The sequence below is a fragment of the Hellea balneolensis DSM 19091 genome, assembly GCF_000428525.1.
Taxonomy (GTDB): domain Bacteria; phylum Pseudomonadota; class Alphaproteobacteria; order Caulobacterales; family Maricaulaceae; genus Hellea; species Hellea balneolensis.
In genome coordinates, this window is record NZ_AUAC01000008.1 from 47,012 (window position 1) to 65,737 (window position 18,726).

The 18,726-nt window shown below is 49.0% G+C and carries 18 protein-coding genes; 5 read left to right on the forward strand and 13 right to left on the reverse strand.

Translation table 11 applies throughout. The annotated features are described in order from the left end of the window. Nucleotides 1–22: 22 nt before the first annotated feature. From F569_RS18075 to F569_RS0112975, 3 genes are all read right to left on the reverse strand, one after another. Nucleotides 23–937, reverse strand: coding sequence for a LysR family transcriptional regulator (locus tag F569_RS18075; RefSeq protein WP_051279884.1), 915 nt, complete (start codon nt 935–937; stop codon nt 23–25). A gap of 232 nt (nt 938–1,169) precedes the next feature. Then, the gene (locus F569_RS0112970; RefSeq protein WP_026942548.1) at nt 1,170–1,541 is read right to left on the reverse strand and encodes a YMGG-like glycine zipper-containing protein; all 372 of its coding nucleotides are present in this window, start codon (nt 1,539–1,541) and stop codon (nt 1,170–1,172) included. Nucleotides 1,542–1,627: 86 nt separating this feature from the next. Then, nucleotides 1,628–1,930 carry a hypothetical protein gene (locus tag F569_RS0112975; RefSeq protein ID WP_154813746.1) on the reverse strand — a complete coding sequence of 101 codons (303 nt, stop codon included), beginning with the start codon at nt 1,928–1,930 and terminating at the stop codon, nt 1,628–1,630. Nucleotides 1,931–2,097: 167 nt separating this feature from the next. Here F569_RS0112975 and F569_RS0112985 point away from each other — a divergent pair, with 167 nt between their 5' ends. Beyond that, nucleotides 2,098–2,544 (forward strand): ABA4-like family protein, encoded by a 447-nt coding sequence (locus F569_RS0112985; protein WP_026942550.1) that lies wholly within the window; start codon nt 2,098–2,100, stop codon nt 2,542–2,544. Here F569_RS0112985 and cas8a1 read toward each other — a convergent pair. The 7 genes from cas8a1 to F569_RS0113020 all read right to left on the reverse strand — a co-directional run bounded on the left by cas8a1 (nt 2,541) and on the right by F569_RS0113020 (nt 11,597). Further along, nucleotides 2,541–2,933 carry a type I-B CRISPR-associated protein Cas8b1/Cst1 gene (gene cas8a1 / locus F569_RS0112990; RefSeq protein ID WP_026942551.1) on the reverse strand — a complete coding sequence of 131 codons (393 nt, stop codon included), beginning with the start codon at nt 2,931–2,933 and terminating at the stop codon, nt 2,541–2,543. The two genes, F569_RS0112985 and cas8a1, sit on opposite strands and share 4 nt — an antisense overlap. A 1-nt stretch (nt 2,934) precedes the next feature. Beyond that, nucleotides 2,935–4,569, reverse strand: a complete 1,635-nt coding sequence (gene purH / locus F569_RS0112995) for a bifunctional phosphoribosylaminoimidazolecarboxamide formyltransferase/IMP cyclohydrolase (RefSeq protein WP_026942552.1) — start codon at nt 4,567–4,569, stop codon at nt 2,935–2,937. Nucleotides 4,570–4,623: 54 nt separating this feature from the next. Beyond that, the gene (locus F569_RS18080) at nt 4,624–6,510 is read right to left on the reverse strand and encodes a polysaccharide biosynthesis protein (protein ID WP_051279885.1); all 1,887 of its coding nucleotides are present in this window, start codon (nt 6,508–6,510) and stop codon (nt 4,624–4,626) included. After that, nucleotides 6,507–8,243 (reverse strand): heparinase II/III family protein, encoded by a 1,737-nt coding sequence (locus tag F569_RS18085; protein ID WP_051279886.1) that lies wholly within the window; start codon nt 8,241–8,243, stop codon nt 6,507–6,509. Before F569_RS18085 ends, F569_RS18080 begins: the two co-directional genes overlap by 4 nt. A 286-nt stretch (nt 8,244–8,529) precedes the next feature. Beyond that, nucleotides 8,530–9,213 carry a ribulose-phosphate 3-epimerase gene (rpe, locus tag F569_RS0113010; RefSeq protein ID WP_026942553.1) on the reverse strand — a complete coding sequence of 228 codons (684 nt, stop codon included), beginning with the start codon at nt 9,211–9,213 and terminating at the stop codon, nt 8,530–8,532. A 113-nt stretch (nt 9,214–9,326) separates the two neighbouring features. Further along, nucleotides 9,327–10,169, reverse strand: coding sequence for a hypothetical protein (locus tag F569_RS19115; protein ID WP_026942554.1), 843 nt, complete (start codon nt 10,167–10,169; stop codon nt 9,327–9,329). Between the two features lie 87 nt (nt 10,170–10,256). Next, on the reverse strand, nt 10,257–11,597 hold the full coding sequence (locus F569_RS0113020; RefSeq protein WP_051279887.1) for an RsmB/NOP family class I SAM-dependent RNA methyltransferase: 1,341 nt from the start codon (nt 11,595–11,597) through the stop codon (nt 10,257–10,259). A 205-nt stretch (nt 11,598–11,802) separates the two neighbouring features. On the opposite strand from F569_RS0113020, the gene F569_RS0113025 reads away from it, so the two are divergent. Together F569_RS0113025 and F569_RS0113030 are read left to right on the forward strand one after the other, a co-directional pair. After that, nucleotides 11,803–11,994, forward strand: a complete 192-nt coding sequence (locus F569_RS0113025) for a DUF1674 domain-containing protein (RefSeq protein WP_233353669.1) — start codon at nt 11,803–11,805, stop codon at nt 11,992–11,994. Nucleotides 11,995–12,100: 106 nt separating this feature from the next. Continuing rightward, on the forward strand, nt 12,101–13,165 hold the full coding sequence (locus F569_RS0113030; RefSeq protein WP_154813747.1) for a hypothetical protein: 1,065 nt from the start codon (nt 12,101–12,103) through the stop codon (nt 13,163–13,165). Between the two features lie 167 nt (nt 13,166–13,332). Here the strand turns inward: F569_RS0113030 and F569_RS0113035 are convergent, their stop codons facing one another. From F569_RS0113035 to F569_RS0113045, 3 genes are all read right to left on the reverse strand, one after another. Next, nucleotides 13,333–14,619: an aspartate kinase gene (locus F569_RS0113035; protein ID WP_026942558.1), complete on the reverse strand. Its 1,287-nt coding sequence runs from the start codon at nt 14,617–14,619 to the stop codon at nt 13,333–13,335. Between the two features lie 203 nt (nt 14,620–14,822). Further along, complete coding sequence (locus tag F569_RS0113040) at nt 14,823–15,215, reverse strand: response regulator (RefSeq protein ID WP_026942559.1); 393 nt, start codon at nt 15,213–15,215, stop codon at nt 14,823–14,825. Nucleotides 15,216–15,338: 123 nt separating this feature from the next. Beyond that, the gene (locus tag F569_RS0113045; RefSeq protein WP_026942560.1) at nt 15,339–16,799 is read right to left on the reverse strand and encodes a sensor histidine kinase; all 1,461 of its coding nucleotides are present in this window, start codon (nt 16,797–16,799) and stop codon (nt 15,339–15,341) included. 135 nt (nt 16,800–16,934) lie between these two features. Between F569_RS0113045 and ubiG the strand changes: the two genes are divergently transcribed. Further along, complete coding sequence (ubiG, locus tag F569_RS0113050) at nt 16,935–17,714, forward strand: bifunctional 2-polyprenyl-6-hydroxyphenol methylase/3-demethylubiquinol 3-O-methyltransferase UbiG (RefSeq protein WP_026942561.1); 780 nt, start codon at nt 16,935–16,937, stop codon at nt 17,712–17,714. A 206-nt stretch (nt 17,715–17,920) separates the two neighbouring features. After that, a complete protein-coding gene (locus tag F569_RS0113055) occupies nt 17,921–18,643 on the forward strand; it encodes a ParB N-terminal domain-containing protein (protein WP_026942562.1) in 723 nt (240 codons plus the stop codon). Nucleotides 18,644–18,726: the final 83 nt, after the last annotated feature.

An 18,726-nucleotide genomic window follows, 5' to 3' on the forward strand; every position in this document is an offset into this window, starting at 1 on the left:
TTTGCTTCGGAGCTTTTTTATTTTAAATTGCTCTGTCCATACTATTTAAAAAACCCTTCATTGCATCAGTTCTTTCAATCGTGAAATCAATAAGGCTTTGGACACGGGCCGGGCAATGCAGATGAGCAGGGCGAACAATGTAGCCATCTAAATTGCGCCCCTCATAATCGTTAAGAACCGTCACGAGCTGTTTTTTCGAAATCGCATAATACGCCAAAAAATATGGCAAATAAATAATGCCTTGTCCAGCCAGCGCAAACTGCCTCAAATTCTCTCCACTATTTGTGGTTATACGGCCCTCAGGCGTAAATTCGTAAGCCTTGCCATTTTTGACAAAGTGCCATGTCGGACTGCGTGTATAGATTAAACAATTATGGTATTTTAAATCTTTAAGATCATTGAGCGGTTTATTGGCCTCTTTAAGATAGGACGGACTAGCGCATGCGACCATGCGAACTGAAGATAATTTTGTCCATTTATGTTGCCGATCTTCGGTTGGTTTTATACGAAAAGCGAGATCAAAGCCCTCTTCAACCAAGTCAATACTGCGTTCTGTCAGATGCAGATCAAGGGTAATGTCAGGATTTTCGTCCATAAATTGGGAAAATATCGGCGTCAAAAGATAAGAGCCAAATGTATCAGGAGCCGTAATACGAATATGGCCCGAAACCTTTTTTTCATCGCCGCGCAGACCTTCTTCGACAGTTTCAACGTCTGCTAATATCCGTTTGCAATGGTCATAATAGCTTTGGCCAGCCCCCGTTAACTGCAAAGCGCGTGGATTGCGCGATAGGAGCTGAACCCCCAAATAGCGCTCAAGGTCTGACAGCCCATGACTTACAGCAGACTTTGAAAGATGCAATTTTTCAGAAGCACGCGTGATTTGCCCCGTCTCCACAACGGCTACAAAAATTTCCATGCGCCTAAAACGGTCCATCACAGCCCCTTTATGTTTAATTTATCAGAACACGAAGTTCTTTTTTATATTCTTTTGTTTATTATTTTCAACACATAAGATAAATTAGCAAGTGATAACTTGCGGTCCGTTTGTCAGTTGCCCCACAACGGCTGGGAGGCGGGCCACCCCCATAAAAACAGGCGGCTCCCAATGGGGGCCGCCTGCATCATCCAAACGGGGCGCGATGTTTGGATATCGTTATTATGCAACTTTAATAGCTACGGATTGACCCGTTTTGCCAATAGGTTCGGCCCGTATTTCGATCCGTGAAATAATAGCGTCCGGCTTGACGGTCATAGATAAGCTCCTGGCCCTCTGCACCTTGGCGGATACGTGTAGGCTCGCCTACGGTTTTATCCTTTTGGCTGCCAGCATAGGCCCCGCCTGCGCCGCCAACAACTGCGCCGATCGCAGCGCCCGTAGAGGCATCGCCCGATCCGGTATTGTTCCCAATGACAGCACCTGCAACCGCACCAGCAGCCGCGCCAATAGCGGCCCCGCGTTCTGTATTACCCGTTGTTGTACAAGCGCTCAGTGCTGCAAGGCTTAGTGTAGCCGTGGTTATCGTAATGTGTTTTAACATATTAAACTCCTAATTAAGGCAGAAAAAAACTTCATGCCAAGGTGAGACGGCATGAAGCTCATATTAAAATGGGGCGAGATTGTGCCCTATTCAGTGACAATTTTGTTAGTATAAATGCGTCCCTCATATTCGAAGGTATATGTATCGACAGTTTCAAAATCGAGACTCGCATCAAAAAGTTCTGAATCGTCAACGTAATGGTTATAAAAAACCTGACCATCCTCATCTTGCACAGGGATGACATTAGCCGTTTCAACAGCAGCTAAAACCTGCGTGTTTTCTGACTTAACGGTCTTTGTATCAGCTGTGTTTTCGGCTGCGAACGCGGTCGGTGCGGCCATAAACAAGGCAACAAAACCAGTTGCAGATAGCGTTTTAAACGTCGTCATAGGAACCTCCATTGTTGTTTCCATGTGGAGGTAAACGGCAAGGCGCGGATTCCGTTCCCTAAAAAAATAGTCATAAATCGGACGGGGTTTTTAAAGGCGCCGTTCTATGGCGACGTGACAATACAGTTTAGAGGCGTTAGGTTTTTTAGAAAAATCGGAGCCTTTGCATGACCTATGATCTTCTTTTCAGCTTGGTAAACGCCTCTGTTATGCCCGCTTGGGCGCTTCTGATTTTTGCGCCAAAATGGAGCTTCACGGATAGGCTTGTCCACTCCATGTTCTACCCACTTCTGCTGGGCGCGGTTTATATTGGCGGTATGGTCATGGCGGCTATGGGGCACGGCGCAGAAGGCGGCGGCTTCACAAGCATAGAAGGTGTAAGGACTCTGTTCTCAACAGATGTCGGCATGATTATCGGCTGGACGCATTTTCTGGTGTTCGATTTATTCGTCGGAGCATGGGAGGCGAGAGATGCGCAAAGACGCGGGTTTAAGCATTGGATGTTAGTGCCGTGCCTGTTGCTAACATTTATGCTCGGGCCGATTGGGTTGTTCTTGTATCTGCTCTTGCGGAAGGTTACGGACAAGGGTCGATGGAGTTTGGCTGAGGGTTAAATTCTAGGTCCAGGCCAATGCGCTTGAGCATTGTTTTTATTTACAGTCATAGTCTCGCCCTCAGTGGCTCTTACTCTCACCGCGGGCACGTCTATATTTTGAAGACAATGCACATTCACCCCAAAATGGTCAGGTGCAGCGCGTTTATTATGAAAGACATAAATACCACAAATCGAACAGAAGTAGTGTTTCGCTACCTTCATATTCCATTGGTAAAGCGAGAGCTTATCTTCACCCGATATTATCGTGAGGGCAGTCTCAGGAGCTTTCAGCATGACGGCGTTCCGCATCACGCATAATGAACAGTCACATGTTGTGAACTCATCAAGAGAAGAGCTCAATTCAAACTGGATAGCACCACAGTGACAGTTACCTGAAATCAATTCCATATCAGTGCCTAAAATGACGCATCCCGGTAAACACCATCGCTATCCCTTGCTCATCAGCAGCCTTAATCACTTCATCATCGCGGATTGATCCACCCGGCTGAATGATGGCCGTGGCGCCCGCGGCGGCGGCGGCGAGCATGCCATCTGCGAAGGGGAAGAAGGCGTCTGAGGCACAGGCGCAGCCCTTAGTGCGCGGGGTATCCGAGCCCGCAGACTTCTGCGCGTCTTCAGCTTTGCGGGCGGCAATCCTCGCAGAATCGATACGGCTCATTTGGCCTGCGCCGATGCCTGCTGTGGAGCCGTCTTTGACATAAATAATCGCATTGGATTTAACATGCTTGGCGACTTTCCACGCCATGCGGAGGTCTGCCATTTCGGACATACTTGGCTTACGCTTGGTCACGACTTTCAAATCCTCATCCGAAACATAACCATTATCGCGGTCTTGGACGAGGATGCCGCCGGCAACATTTCTTTGTGTCATGGACGGCGCTTTCACATCTGGCAGGCCGCCCGCAATGAGGAGCCGCAAATTTTTCTTCTTGGCAAAGACAGCAACAGCGTCACCATCAGCGCTAGGCGCAATCACAACTTCGGTAAAGACTTTGACGATTTCTTTGGCTGTCGCCGCGTCAAGATTCCCGTTCAGCGCAACAATGCCGCCAAAGGCCGAAACAGGATCACAGGCATGGGCAGCCGTGTAAGCCTCAATATAGCTCTCGCCGACTGCTACGCCGCAAGGGTTCGCATGTTTAATAATCGCCACGGCTGGCTTGGCCCCTTGTGCATTATCCCCAAATTCTGCGACCAATTCATAAGCAGCATCGGTATCATTGATATTATTATAAGACAGTGCCTTGCCTTGTAGCTGCTCGGCAGTCGCAACGCCGGGACGGTTCGAGCCGTCTGAATAGAACGCCGCCGTTTGATGCGGATTCTCGCCATAACGTAGGGCCTGTTTCAGCGCTCCGCCTTGCGCGCGATAGGACGGCGCCGGGTCTTTGAGCGTATCCGCAAAATAATTGGCAATCGCGGCATCATAAGCGGCGGAACGTGCATAGGTTTTTGCCGCTAGTTTCTGGCGTAAGGTCCCGCTCGTCTGCCCCTTATTTGCATCCATATCCGCGAGCACAGCATCAACATCCTCAGCATCTGTACAGACCGCCACATGGGCATGGTTCTTGGCCGCCGCGCGTATCATGGCTGGCCCGCCAATATCGATATTCTCAACACACATCTCATAAGACCCGCCGCCTGCTACGGCTTGTTCAAACGGATAGAGATTTACGACGAGTAAATCGATAGAGAGGATACCATGATCATGCATCGCGTCTTTGTGAGAGGCCAAGTCACGGTCACACAATAATCCGCCATGCACCATAGGGTGCAAGGTTTTTACGCGGCCATCCATCATTTCCGGAAACTTTGTCAGCTCCGCGACATCTTTTACTGGAATACCTGCCGCTGTGATGGCTTTGTGAGTGCCGCCTGTAGAGACGAGCTTAACCCCCCGCTCATGCAAAGCCTGGGCTTGATCAAGCAAGCGGGATTTGTCTGAAACTGAAATCAATGCCCGCTTAACAGGCGCAAGACGGCTAGGATCAAACGGCGGAAGATCGGGATTGGGAGCGGGCATAGAGCGAATCCATTAGCTTAGTACATTTGCGCCGCCCGTAACATGAGAGGCGTTTTACGACAAGCCGCCATTGGGCTCATAATCTGGCAATAAGGCCTTAAGCGCTTTGCGAATGGCGGGCTTTTTGCGTTGGTCAATCGCGTCGAGTAAATTGTCAATTCGGCGCAACATTGAGGCCGGATCAGAGACATCTCCGGTGAATCTCATAACTCCCTTAACATAGGTAGTCTCCAATATTTCGTCGTCACCCGTAAGCGCCTCGGACATTTTTTCGCCGTCACGAAGATCCGTATATTCTATTTTTATATCCCGGTCCGGCACGAAACCTCTTAGACGAATAAGTTGACGCGCCAGCCGCGTAATATTGACAGGTTCGCCCATTTCCAAAACAAAGACAGACGCTTTGTTTTGAGATTGATTAGCGTTCAGTGCAGCAGCCTGAAGGACAAGCGCGGCCGCTTCTTCCGTTGTCATGAAATAGCGGTTTACGTCTTTATGGGTGACTGTCACAGGACCGCCCATCGCAATTTGATCTTCAAATAGAGGCACGACGGATCCCGCCGAGGCCAGGACATTACCAAACCTTACAGCGGACGCCGAAAGTAAAGATTGCTGAGCCTCAGAAGCCATTGTCAGCAATTCAACAATGCGCTTACTCGCGCCCATAATATTACTCGGGTCAACGGCTTTATCGGTAGAGACCAAAGTAAAACTTTTGGCCTTATACTTAACTGCCAGATCAATGATTGTTTTCGTGCCGCCAACATTATTTTTCAGCGTTTCTATCGGATTTGTTTCACCCAGAGGCACATGTTTAAATGCAGCTGCGTGTAGAATAATTTCAGGTTTATGCGTTTTGAATATCTCTTCCATGCAGGGCACATCACAGACATCGCCTAAATGCACACCCCATTGGGTGTCGCCCTCGTCCGGCAAAAGGTCTTGCATCAGCTGATCCAGTTTATAAAGATTATACTCTGAATTATCGACAAGAATCATTTTAGCGGGAGATAAAGCCGCGATTTGGCGTGATAGCTCTGAGCCAATAGAACCACCTGCCCCCGTGACCATAACCCGCCGTCCCGTCATGAGACGCTTAACAGGCGCAATATCTAAAGCTCTCGCTTCTCGGCCAATAAGGTCAGCCGCTTCAAATGGAGACAGTTTCTCGCCGGGATTACGCGCAATCCTGGCAAGAGGAGCCCCAATTTCCGATGCCGTTTTGACCAATTGATAGGCCTGGGCTCGGTCCGGAGCAACATCAGTGGCTAAAAGCATAGGCTTATTGTTCTTATCTAATCCCAGCCGCGCATAGACTTTTGGAAGCGTTTCCAAATTCCCCAAAACCGGCACACCACGGATGGACCGCCCTTGATAGCTGTCATCTGTCTCGATCAAGCCCCGTATATTATATCCCGGACCGCCGCTTTGCCGAAAACTATCTCGCAAATACGTATAAAGAGAGGCCCCACTGCCGATCAAAATAGCGTCTTTCCGGTCCGCTCCGTAATTATTAAATAATCCGCGAATATCACCATTTTGGAACAACATCACCACGAGACGGGAGAAACAGAGCAGAACAAAAAACAGCGCGCCAGAAATTAAAGGCGCTGACCTTGGGAAATGTTCAGCCCTGTCCACAAAGAGAAACAAAATAAGGGGCGTTAAAATGACGGCTAAGAATACGCCTTCAAGAAGTTTGCGAATATCTGAAATCGAGGTAAAGCGCCAAATCGCTCTATGAACACCCAAGGACACCCAGAGCACAATCACAAGTCCAACCATGACAAAGCCGGCATTCTCATCGACATTATTAGGTATGGTTTTGTTGAGAAAGTCATAGCGCCATTGGATAGCGCCATACATACAAAGCCCGCCCAATATGGCGTCAAAGAAGACGACTGCTGTTTTTGTCAGCCAAGGCACGCGCGTCAGGCTCATTTTCGGGCCTCTAATTTACGAAATGACCAGCGCACGCGGTTACTGCGCGTTTCTCCGTCACTGTCGCAAAAAGCATGACCGGAGATAATAATTTGCTGACATTTTACAGGCCGATGCCCTGCGCCCAAATAAACAGAATCCTCAAGGCTTAAGGGCCCGCCATCCGTGCGGAAACGCCAGCCCGCTTTGCCATTTTGAACTAATAATGCGCTTTGCTGATCTTGTGATAAGCTGACCCGAACATCAGGATGAAAATGAAAGCTGATTTGAAAAGGCTTCTCCGCATTACTAAGCGGCACAGCCCCTAAGGGCACAAATAAGCTGTCTTCGCCGCGAATGTCATCACCTTCTACAGACATATAAAACCGGCGGCGGTGAGAAAGCCCCGTCTCTTCGCGGTAGCCATCATGAGACGTTTCAAGCCACGTGCCTGAAACTTGTTCTTTGCGCGTTGCGCTCACCGAGCAAGCAGAAACAGCGACGGCTTCGCCCAGATATTTCGTCCCGAGGCCTTCTTTAAGAAGGCGCCCGGCTGATTGTTTATCCAGCGTGAGGCTGCTATGTGCGGCTGTTGCTCTGACAGGTCTGCGAAAATTCAACGGCTGCCGCGCGTTCCATCCACAATTTACAACCAACCGTCCGATCTGGGTGGAAAGCTCAAAAGCCAGTGGGGCCAAATGCGCCTGAGTATCAAAGGGGCGGGGGCTAGTTTCACCTGTATCGACCACCAAAACCGTACCTTCGGCTTCGATACGTTGATATCCCGTATGCGGGCAATAACCAAAAGGCTTGGACGTTGTTTTAGGGGCTGCTTTTTTAAGCGTAGCAAGCCTAGCGAGGTCACATTCGCCGCTACCATTAAAACTCACAAGTTTTCCGTCAGCCGCTGTAAAAAACGGGACTATGGGAGCCAAACGGTCAATCGCGCGGCTCATGGCACGAGATCCTTCAACCCCGCGTGACTCCAGCATACTATCCAAAGTCAGCAATATTTCGAGCGCTTCTACGGCTTGAGCCGGTGAGCGGGAGATATGACCACCATCTGGCAGTATTTGAAGCTCTATTTCGTCGTCCAGCCAATCAAGACCGCGGCCTAAAAATCCATCAGACTTATCTTTAAGCCGCGCTCCGCCCATCGCCAAAACCGCCGCGGCTTTCAGGCGTGAAAGCCCCGGACTTGTGCGGCGATATGTTTTGCGAAGACGTTTGAGCTGACGCAAGACCGAGGATCTGCGCAATTGCGCTGTTTCAGAAAGGTTATCACCACTCAGCAAGGGCGACCAAACTGCTAGCCAATGAAATAATCTGTCTGACAATATATCCGGAGACCAGGCAAAATGGTTCCATTTTCCATAGACAGATATCCACTTATCAATGAGGCTTCTGGCCCGAATAGCCGCATTTTTGTCTTTGGACACCGCGAAATGATTTAGCCATGAAAACCCGTGTAGCCATGTTGCAAATCGTGTGGACGGCACAGCAACTGTCCAAGGGTCTCCCTGTCCGCCAACATCTAATGTCTGGCTGGCATAATCAAAATGGCCTTTAAGAAGGCTATCGGCTTTTTTCTTGTCTCCATAAAGATAAGAGGGACGTATATCATGAAAAACGGTAGGTTTTCCCGCTGTCATATTCACGGCCCGTAGAGGTCCGCCCATATCGACAGCCCAGCGCTTATAATGATAAATCGCCCCGGCCTTTAAAAGCTGTGATAACGGAATGCGCCGCGACATTATGGGATCCGACTCTAGGGTCTGTGGACAATTAAGGTTGAGTTAAGACGGGTACGATTTTGAACGAATTTGAGGCGCATACCGCAAGGTGGTGTTTGCACCACCGAGGATGTGCAACGTAAAAGTCGTTCGAAAGCGCCCCGCCGCGTAGCGGTATGGACAAAATCACCTATTTTGTCGTCGAAAACCCTCGCCGTGCGGACGCACGCCTTCGAATTTTCTTCTAAAACTATGTGATTTTGTCTCATATCTTAATCTTAACCTTAATTGTCCACAGACCCTAAGCTTAAGCGACCTTTGAGGTCGCCATGGATTGATGTCTTAATGCCGCTATGTTTTCAGAATAACTTCCCGTGCCTTTAAACACGGCACTGCCAGCCACAAGTGCTGTAGCGCCCGCCGCAATACATTGCTGTGATGTAACAGGGTTCACACCGCCATCAACTTCTAGGATGATATCCCGTCCGCTGGCCTTTATTTTATCGGCCAATATTTTTATTTTATCCAATTGAGACGAAATAAAGCTCTGACCTCCAAAACCCGGATTTACGCTCATCACCAAGATAAGGTCCAGCTCATCAATAACAGGATCAACAACATCGGGATGGGTGCCGGGATTAAGAACCAATCCCGCTTTTGCCCCGCCGGCCTTAATCGCTTGAAGTGTGCGGTGTAGATGCGGCCCAGCATCGGGATGAACACTCACATAATCAGCCCCGGCATCAATAAAAGCCTGGATCAGTGGGTCTGCAGGCGCGATCATAAGATGCACGTCAAAAGGTTTTTCGGTGTGGGGTTTTAGAGCCTTTACGACCATTGGCCCTATGGTCAGGTTTGGCACATAATGACCGTCCATGACGTCAATATGAATCATATCCGCACCTGCCGCATCAATAGCGCGAACTTCAGCACCGAGATCCGCAAAATCAGCTGATAAAATGGATGGAGATATAAGAATGTTGTTTGGCATAAGGTTCATTATCAGCCGCGCTGCACCTAAGCAAGCGGAGTCGCTCATTGAGCGAACCCATAAAAAAACCCACCGCGGTCAGAGCCGGGCGGGTTTTTAAAATTTAGGCCAAATTACTTACGAATTGGCAGATAATCTGTCGCTGTGTAAGTGCCTTCAGACGTGTAACCGTAAGATGGAGCTGTCGTAGCCGCATCACCGGTGTAAAGCTCAACTGAGCTTCCTGTATAAGATGATACAGATCCGCCCTGCATACATGTGCCATCAGACTGGGCCGTCGTGCCAGCTGGGCAATTTGCCGGAGCCGTTGTGCTTGAGCTGTAAGTGGAGGATGAGCTGAAGCTGTCATATGTACCAGGAAGCGTCGGTGCTGAATAGCTTGTAGACCCTTGCAAACATGTTCCGTCTGATTGAGCCGTCGTTCCAGCCGGACAATCTGCAGGCATAGATGACGTCATTGACGAAGATGAAGAATATGATGTTGAACTACCATAGCTACCTGTCGGCGCTGCATAAGTCGTTGAAGAGCCGTAGCTAGACTGCATACATGTGCCGTCTGATTGGGCTGTTGTTCCGGCGGGGCAGTTTGCTGGCGCTTGCGTGTAAGTCGGCGCGGGCGCAGCATAAGTCGGAGCCGCCTGATACTGAACCGGAGCCGGCTGTGTATAGACAGTTGTCGGCTGAGGTGCACAAGTGCCCATTTGAGCGCAATCAACATAGATAGGGCCCGGCGCCACATGCATTGGAGCAGAATGTGTTACCGTGTTACCATAACGTGAGGATGTTTGACCCATCGGCGCAGGCGCTACGCAGGCCTGGCCACAATTGCGGCCGCTTTCGTAATCATAGACGTTAGCATAACGCGAAGATTGCGCATTTGCAGACGCTGTCACTGACAGGCCCGCTAGAGTCATCGCAGCAATTGCGCTGGACTTTAAGATTGTGTTCGTGCTCATTCGGAGCCTCCCATATTGAAACATTACAAAGCTCAGTTGCAAAGAATAGACCAAAACAAGGTTAATGTAGCCTTACTTTAGCAGTTTTTATTCTTCGCGCCCAAGCTGCGCCATAAAAAAGCCGTCCATACCCCCCTTATCCTCCAGATAATATGGTAAGGACCTTAAGCCGCCTTTGAAAAATGAAGCCTCAGGCAGAGCCAATTCAGGCGTCTCTAAAATCGGAATAAGGCGAAATTCCGGCACGTTTTGTAAAAATTTATCTACGCGCGGCTGTCCTTCAACAGGTTGCAGCGAACAAGTACAATAAAAAAGCGTGCCGCCGGGGGCCGTAAACTGTCCTGCTTTGGGCAATAACTTATCTTGTAGGCGAACAAGATTAGAAACGTCTTTGGGAGTTTTATTATAAAGAACGTCGGGGTGACGCCTGAATGTGCCTGTGGCCGAACAGGGCGCATCAAGCAAAACAATGTCAAATTCAGCTGCTTTGGGAGACCATTCGAGCGCATCCGCACAAATAATTTCGGCCTCTAATTTCGTCCGGAATAAATTATCCTCAAGCCGCTTTAGACGCGCCTCAGATTTATCCACAGACGTCACAATTGCGCCTTTGGCGGCAAGTTGGAGTGTCTTACCGCCCGGGGCCGCACAAAGATCAAGTACGCGTTTCCCCCTAACATCCCTTAGCAATTGCACTGGCAGACTTGCTGCAATATCCTGTGCCCACCATTCTCCGTGCTCAAATCCCTCCAGCGCTGTGACATCACCGATTTTGCTGAGCCTAACAGTCTCGGCTCCTATTTTGATGCCTCCCAGTTTTTCAGCCCATCCGGCCGCATCGGACTTAACTGTAAGATCAAGAATAGGATCTTTCATAAGCTGGACAGCCATTTTTCGCCCGGCTTGACGACCGTAGACACGTTCCCATTCCCCTCTAAGCCATCCCGGAATATTGACCTTGGGAGGCTGCGAACCCGCATATTTCTGGCCCTCTTTAACAATATTACGCAAAACAGCATTGGCCATATTGGCAAAGCCCTTTGAAGAGCCGCGTGATTTCAGCATCGCGACCGTCTCGCCCACAGCTGCATGAGGCGGCGTTCCCAGATATAAGAGCTGTGCGGTGGCCGTTTGCAAAGCAGCATAGACCAGCTTTGTAGGCCGTTGACGCACAAATGGTTTTAAGGCAGCATCAATTTGGCCCATGCGCCGAAATGTCGTGGCCGCGATTAATCTCGCAAAAGCGCGGTCGCGAGGCTCCAAAGTTTGATAATCGGTCTGCCCTGCCAAAACCTGTTCCAGTGGGTTATTGTTCTCTAAAACCTCTTTGACCGCAAAAGCCGCGACCCGTCGCGATGTCAATGCATTGCTATCTCGGGGAGCCAGCCTACTCTCGGTAGAGCTTTTTAGTGTGTCTTTTTCTGCCATGGCGCGCCCCTACATCAAAAACAGCAGCACGTCACGGCGTTAAACATAGTAAATGAATTCCAAAGACGGGCTTAATCAATTTCTAAGGCTCATAGTGTATCAACATGGTTCACATGCATCGGGAGAGGTCTTGGCGCGTGTGAGGTCAAGCGGTAATAGGTTTGACGAATAGCATCGGGACGGCTAGCTCGCGCGTATGAACACTATGATTGAGCATGCTGCCCCCGGAAAAAAGCTAAGCCCAGCCGCAAAGCGGGCTTTAGAAGAAGCTGCCGAGCGCCGCAAGGCACAAGAGAAGCTTGATGCTAATCGTCCCCCTGAAACTGCCGGACCAAAAGGTGCGGAACCCACGCGCTTCGGCGATTGGGAACGCGGCGGGATTGCCTACGACTTTTAGGTCCCTCGCCTTTTTCGCATCACTAAAAGAGTAATGCCCTGCCGAAGGTAGGGTGAATGAGGTGGAATTTATGGGCCTTTGCCCGAAAAACGTGGGAGACGCAAAAATGCGTATCAAGTTTAAAATATTAGCGGCTATCAGCAGCTTAAGCCTGGCAGCCTTTGCAAGCCCAGCACTTGCAGGAGGGTGCATGAACGGCGCGCCAAACTGCAATATGGGCGTCAAAGTTATTCCGTCATCCCCCGCACAATTCGGGCCTATGACAGTACATACCGCACATCCTATGGGTCATTTGCGTCAAGTTGATTTTCAGCGTGCGCCGAATGTGTCTATAACGCGCGTTCATGGTATGGGGCCAACAGCCAGTCTTTCAGATGCGCCTAGCGGATTCACAAATGGATGTTTTCCGACATCGACCAATTATTGCCGATCAGATGTCGGTACGCCCGTCTCAGTTGAGATGGCCCCACAACCTGTTATAGCTCAGCCCGTTGTGGCTCAGCCATATGTAGCACCTGCGCCTCAGCCAATGCGCACAGTGATTGGCCAAGGTTATGACGCATCGAAATTTGCGCCGCGCCAATATGGGGACAATACGTTTACGCCGGGCATCGTACATGCACCGACATCATATGTGGATCGTTCGCCAAACAATGCACAGGCCGCGCTTAATTCGGGCCGCGCTGTCGCGCAACCTCTCGCTAATGGCGGTATGACGCCGGCTTATGGCATGACGACGCCTCTCCAAGCCGCGCCTATGCAGCAACGTGTTGTTACGCTTCCGGGCACAATGGCCCCTAATGTGGGTGTGGGAATGGGTATGAGAATGGCGCCGGCTATGCCAATGGCCCGACCCGTAGCAATGGGCCGTCAAGCAACAGCCCCTGTTCTGACACAGAACGGCACATATGCCTCTAATGTCGGGACGGACGGCTCTTACTGGGAGAAAGTCTCAGGCCCGACCATGTTTGGCAACACAATGGCAACGCAAGTTATTTGTAAACGTAAACTACCAACACAAGTGGTCAACCCGGTTGTGAACGTGCCTTATGCTGTGCCAACGCCTGTTCCGACATGCGGTCCTGCAACTGGCGGGGCTCACCCTCACCAAGGGCATCAGCACCCGAATTACGCGCTTTACGGCCATCCTCAGGGGCGTTGGACTCAGTAATAATAATTAAAACACTGTCTTCTTTATCGTGGGGAAGACCTGAAGAAAGCGGCTCTCACATGGATGTGAAGGCCGCTTTTTAGTTTGAATTACAAATAGTCTCTCAAAAAACGACTAAGAGTGTCGATTTTTTTGAGGCTTTTTTATTTTTTGAGATGCAATTCAAACTAAGGTGCACTCACCTTAAGCGGCCCGGCCTCGTGCAATTCAAAGGCATTGTGAAGTGCCCTCACCGCGAGCTCAGTATATTCCGCGTCGATCAGCACGGAAATTTTAATTTCGGATGTCGCGATAACCTCTATATTAATGCCCCGTTCTGCCAAGGCTTCGAACATGGTTTGCGCCACTCCAGTATGACTGCGCATGCCAATGCCGACGACAGAAACTTTAGTCACATTATCATCAGATTTAATATCACCAAACCCGATTATATCTTTCGAAGCTTCCAAAGCTTTGAGCGCCTTATCAAGATCCCGCTTACCGACGGTAAAGGTCAAATTCGCTTTATTATCAGAGCGCGAAATCCCTTGGACGATCATATCCACAATAATATTGGCATCTGACATCGCGCCGCAGACTTTGGCGACCATACCCGGCGTATCAGCCAAGCTAAGCAATGTGATTTGAGCTTCGTCGCGCGAATAGGCGACCCCTGAGACAACACGTTCTTCCATGGTTTCATCCTCGTTACAAACTAGAGTTCCGGGGTTTACGTCCCCGGCTTCGGCCATCGACGTCAGAACGCGGATAGGCAGATTATAATTCATAGCCAATTCGACAGAGCGGGTTTGCAGAACCTTGGCCCCTAAGGACGCCAGCTCCAACATCTCCTCAAATGCGATGCGGTTTAGCCGTCTGGCATCTTTGGCAATACGCGGGTCTGTTGTGTAGATACCATCCACATCGGTATAAATATCACATCGGTCCGCCTTTAGCGCTACGGCCAGAGCCACAGCCGATGTATCTGATCCGCCTCGGCCCAATGTCGAAATACGGCCATCATCACTGATGCCTTGGAAACCAGCGACGACGGCTACATTTCCACTTTCCATAGAAGGGCCGATGGCCGAACTTTCAATTTCAGCGATGCGAGCTTTTGAGTGGGCCATATCTGTGCGCAACGGGATTTGCCATCCAAGCCAGGACCGGGCTTTAACGCCGCGGCGGCGAAGGGCAATTGAGAGTAATCCGGATGTGACTTGCTCGCCCGTGGCAACAATAGAATCATATTCGTCTTCAATCGCGCCGCCATGAACATCTTCATTACCGATACGGTCAGCATCAAGTTCATCGACAAGCCCAACAAGACGGTTTGTCTCGCCGGACATGGCGGAAACAACTACAGCCACTTCATGGCCGGCTTTGACCTCAGCTTCAACCAATCTGGAGACATGACGAATACGTTCCAAATTGGCAACAGATGTGCCCCCGAATTTCATGACGATACGCGCCATTGGTAAACCCTCATTAAATAATCGCGCTACATACGCGCACAGGGATTTTTTTCAAGAGAAAGAATTTATTCGCCTAAAGAGCTTATAAGCCCCGCGTAACATTTGGCACTGGGGTTATCATCAAGATACCTCAGGACTTGAAAATCCAGCAGGGTATATTTCAAGCGGCGTTAAGCTGACGGAAGGCCGCCCTAATCAAAAGTCTAAGCTGCGTGTTGAGCGTCGCCCGTTTTGTGCTTACGCCTGTTCAGCCTTTCGGACACGTAATCCCGGACATCCGATTTGTTCATAATCGCTGTCACGCCAAGGTCTTCAGCGCTTTTAAGGTGTTGGCTTGAAATACAAGATGATATGATAATAATTTTAGCCTTGCCGCATAAGGGTTTTAGCAGTGGCAGTGTTTCAAGAGCGTTTTTAAACGGCGTAAAACGATCATCTAAAAAGATATAGTCATATGTTTCAGAGCCAAGCGCCGCTTTAGCGGTATCAATATCAAGTGCGCTTGTGAGCATAACGGGACCTCCGATACCTGCTGTTATATAGCAGTTCAGGATTTTATGCTCTATAGCGTCGTCATCTATCAATAAAAGTTTCATCACAACCTACATTCTTATAGGAAGAGGATAGTATGTTTGCGTTACGAATAAGCAAAAAAACACGGTTAAAATTGGTTTAAATTTAAGGCTGAATGTCCACTATAACGGCTTTTTACAGCTCGCCTAAGCTTTAGTGGCATTTAAAGAAAAGTTAAATTCAGATCCCTTTTCACGGCGCGGATTAAGCTCAATCCGGCCGCCATGGAGCGTAATAATACGTTGGCAAAGGGCCAGTCCGATACCTGTGCCTTCCCTGTGGGATTGAAGCTTAGAGCGGCCAAAGAGATCAAAGACATGCGGCGCAAATTCTTTATTAATACCAACGCCATTATCGGCAAAGCTTAAATGCCACTGTCCTTGCCGTTTTGACGCTGTGATGTCGATGATGACTGGAACAGAATGGTCCCGATATTTTATCGCGTTTTCAACAAGATTACTGACCACTTGGGTCAATAAAGCGCGGTCTCCGCGCACATGAATTAAATCATCAGGACATTTTATGACGCCACCGCATGCTTGGAGGTCTGACATATTAAGCTGCGCAACATGGTCTATCACAGATGATAAATTGACTGGGTCAAGATGCGCCGTCCCGGGAGAGGAGCGCATAAATTTAAGAAAACTTCTGATCAGGCTATGCATATTATCCACGCCGTCTCTTATCTTATTGATATAAGCCTGCCCTTCAGGCGCGAGGCTTTGGCCATGCTCGACTTGAAGCAGCTCCGCAAAGACAGAGATATGCCTTAAAGGCGTCTGTAAATCATGCGAGGTTAAAGAGGCAAAATCATCTAGATTTTTATTGATGGATTCTAAGATAGCCTCTTTTTCTTTAAGTTCTGTAATATCTGTGGAGACAACCAAAATACGGCTCTCACCGGTCAACGGGTCATTAAACGGAATTTTATCAGTCTGCGTCCAGCCCGGCTCACCCTCATTGGGTGTGTAGCGCTCAACAATACCCAAGAGCGGTTCTCCGGTATTGATAACTTTGAGGTCATCATCGTGGTAAGCTTTGGCACTGTCACCGAATAAATCATAGGTATTCTGCCCTTCAACGCTCTCAACATCCATACCCATAGATTCAGCTGCCGTCGCATTGAGCTTGAGTATAGTGTTTTTATCATCTTTATACCACACTTTGGACGGCATCGAATCCAAGACAATGCGCATTTCGGCTTGCATGATTTCGAGCGCCTTATTACGTGCTTCTAACTCAAGGGTAAGGGTGCGCTGCTCGGTGACATCGCGGGCCAATGACTGATATTCGATAAGTTGCGAGAACTCATCAAATAGGGCGATTATGATCCATTCCAAATGTAGAGCCGTACCGTCACTTTTTATGCGGGAGCTGTTTATTGTAGCGCGAGGGGCTTCTGGTGACAGGGCTGAAAGCTTATCCTGTAACGGCCCGCGCTGCTCTTCTTGAACGACGTCGAATAGAGGCTTTCCTATAAAGTCTTTTTCTTGACCTTGAAAAAACTCGGCAAACATTCTGTTGACATAGGAGAGCGAAAATTCCGGCGAAAACCGGCAAATTAGCTCAGGGTGCGTATCCAAAATCGAATTATATTTATGTTGCATAACCGGCCAAGATAAAAACTTAAATAAAGCGAGAGTCGTAAATATGCTAATATGGTTTCTATTTGCCTAAAATAAGCGCCCTATTGATATAGGCTGTGCCACCTTCTAAGAGACCTACGAATTTGAGGACGACACATGGCTCATACACATAGCCCGCCTGAGACACTCAAAACTGTTTCCGTGGACCCAGCTGAAATGAAGAGCTTTTCCCGCATGGCGGCGGATTGGTGGGACCCATCGGGCCCGTTTAAGCCGCTACACATTATGAATGGAGCGCGGCTTGGTTTTATTAAAGACACGCTCTGTGAGCATTTCCACCGCGATCCTAATTCCGAACTCCCGCTCAAGGGCTTACGCATTTTAGATATAGGTTGCGGAGGCGGCTTATTATGCGAGCCCTTAACACGCCTTGGCGCGAGAATGACAGGGGTGGATGCTTTAGAGCGCAACCTTAAAACAGCCAAAACCCATGCTGAGCAAATGGGTCTGGACATTGATTATCGACATGGAACCATCGAACAGATGGTGGCTGCATCGGAAAAAAAGAGCGGTGATATACCTTTTGATGCTGTCCTAAATATGGAGGTCATTGAACATGTCGCGAACCCACCTGAGTTCATGAAAGATTGCGGAGCGATGGTTCGAGAAGGCGGTATTATGTTCTGCTCAACAATAAACCGCACGCTCAAAGCCTTTACCTTTGCTATATTAGGCGCAGAATATATTTTAGGCTGGCTCCCAAAAGGCACGCATCAATATCGTAAATTCGTTAAACCAGAAGAAATTCAGACGTGGCTTAAATCTGCAGGCCTGTCTCCACAACCCGGCATTGGCATGAGTCTAAACCCTGTGACTAGCCACTGGCGCTTCTCAGATGATCTCTCTATTAATTACGTAACGGTCGCAACAGCTTAATAAATAGTGTTAATAAGTCTTAAAGCACACTCTTAACCCCTTCAGATTTAATTCAGAAGACCTTCCTTATTTATGACATATTGCTGTTACATAACAACAATATAGGAAGTTAACAGGCGTTAACCATAATGGGTTTTATTTAATGGAACCGTATCAATCGCGTAAGCGTTATGGGTTTATTAACGTAGTCTTTTAAGGAGGCAATTATGTTACCGACTAAAATAAAAATGGCGAAATTATCTCGTTTCCGAGCTCCAACGACACGCATTTTATATGGTGAGCGCCTTAAAGACGTCACTCAAATACAGGCCTCTGTCCTAAAGCATGGGCTCTTAAGCCCCCTCTTAGTCGTGTCCCGCGGACAAAAGCTTATCGTTGTCGATGGCAAAAAGAGACTTTCCGCCCTCCGCCGTATGAGATTTTCTGGTGACCTGCCCCGCTCGCTCGTGCGCGTCCCCTATATTCTCGTCAACCACGAGGAGGGGAAATATGAGAAAAACGACGCTGAGACGCCTGTTAAAAAACTACGCCCTATGAACCTTTTATCGAACCAGGAACGTTTCGAAGAAGTCACGAAGCTTCGCCATAAAGGTTATGGCCTGATGGAAATTGCCTCAGAGCTTTATGTTTCGAAATCCTGCGTCAAAGACCTACTGCGCGTCGCTCTCCTCTCTCCGCGTTTGCGACAGGCTTATTTTGGCGGCACAATTTCTATTGAACAAGCGCGTGCTTTTGCAAGCCTTCCCAATACGGATGCGCAGGATCAACTCCTCATCGCTTTGGGGCCATTCGCGGATGCTCCTGAAATCTTAAAGGCGATCGAAAATGGAGAAACCGTCATTGAAATGGCAGATGACAATGTGATTATATTGCCAAGTCGTCGTCCACTCACGCCTTATCGTGCGGGCCCGGAAACGATTGCCGCCTAGTGTCTGTGGACAACTAAGGTTGAGTTAAGACAGGTACGATTTTAAACGAGTTTGAGGCGCAGACCGCAAGGTGGTGTTTGCAC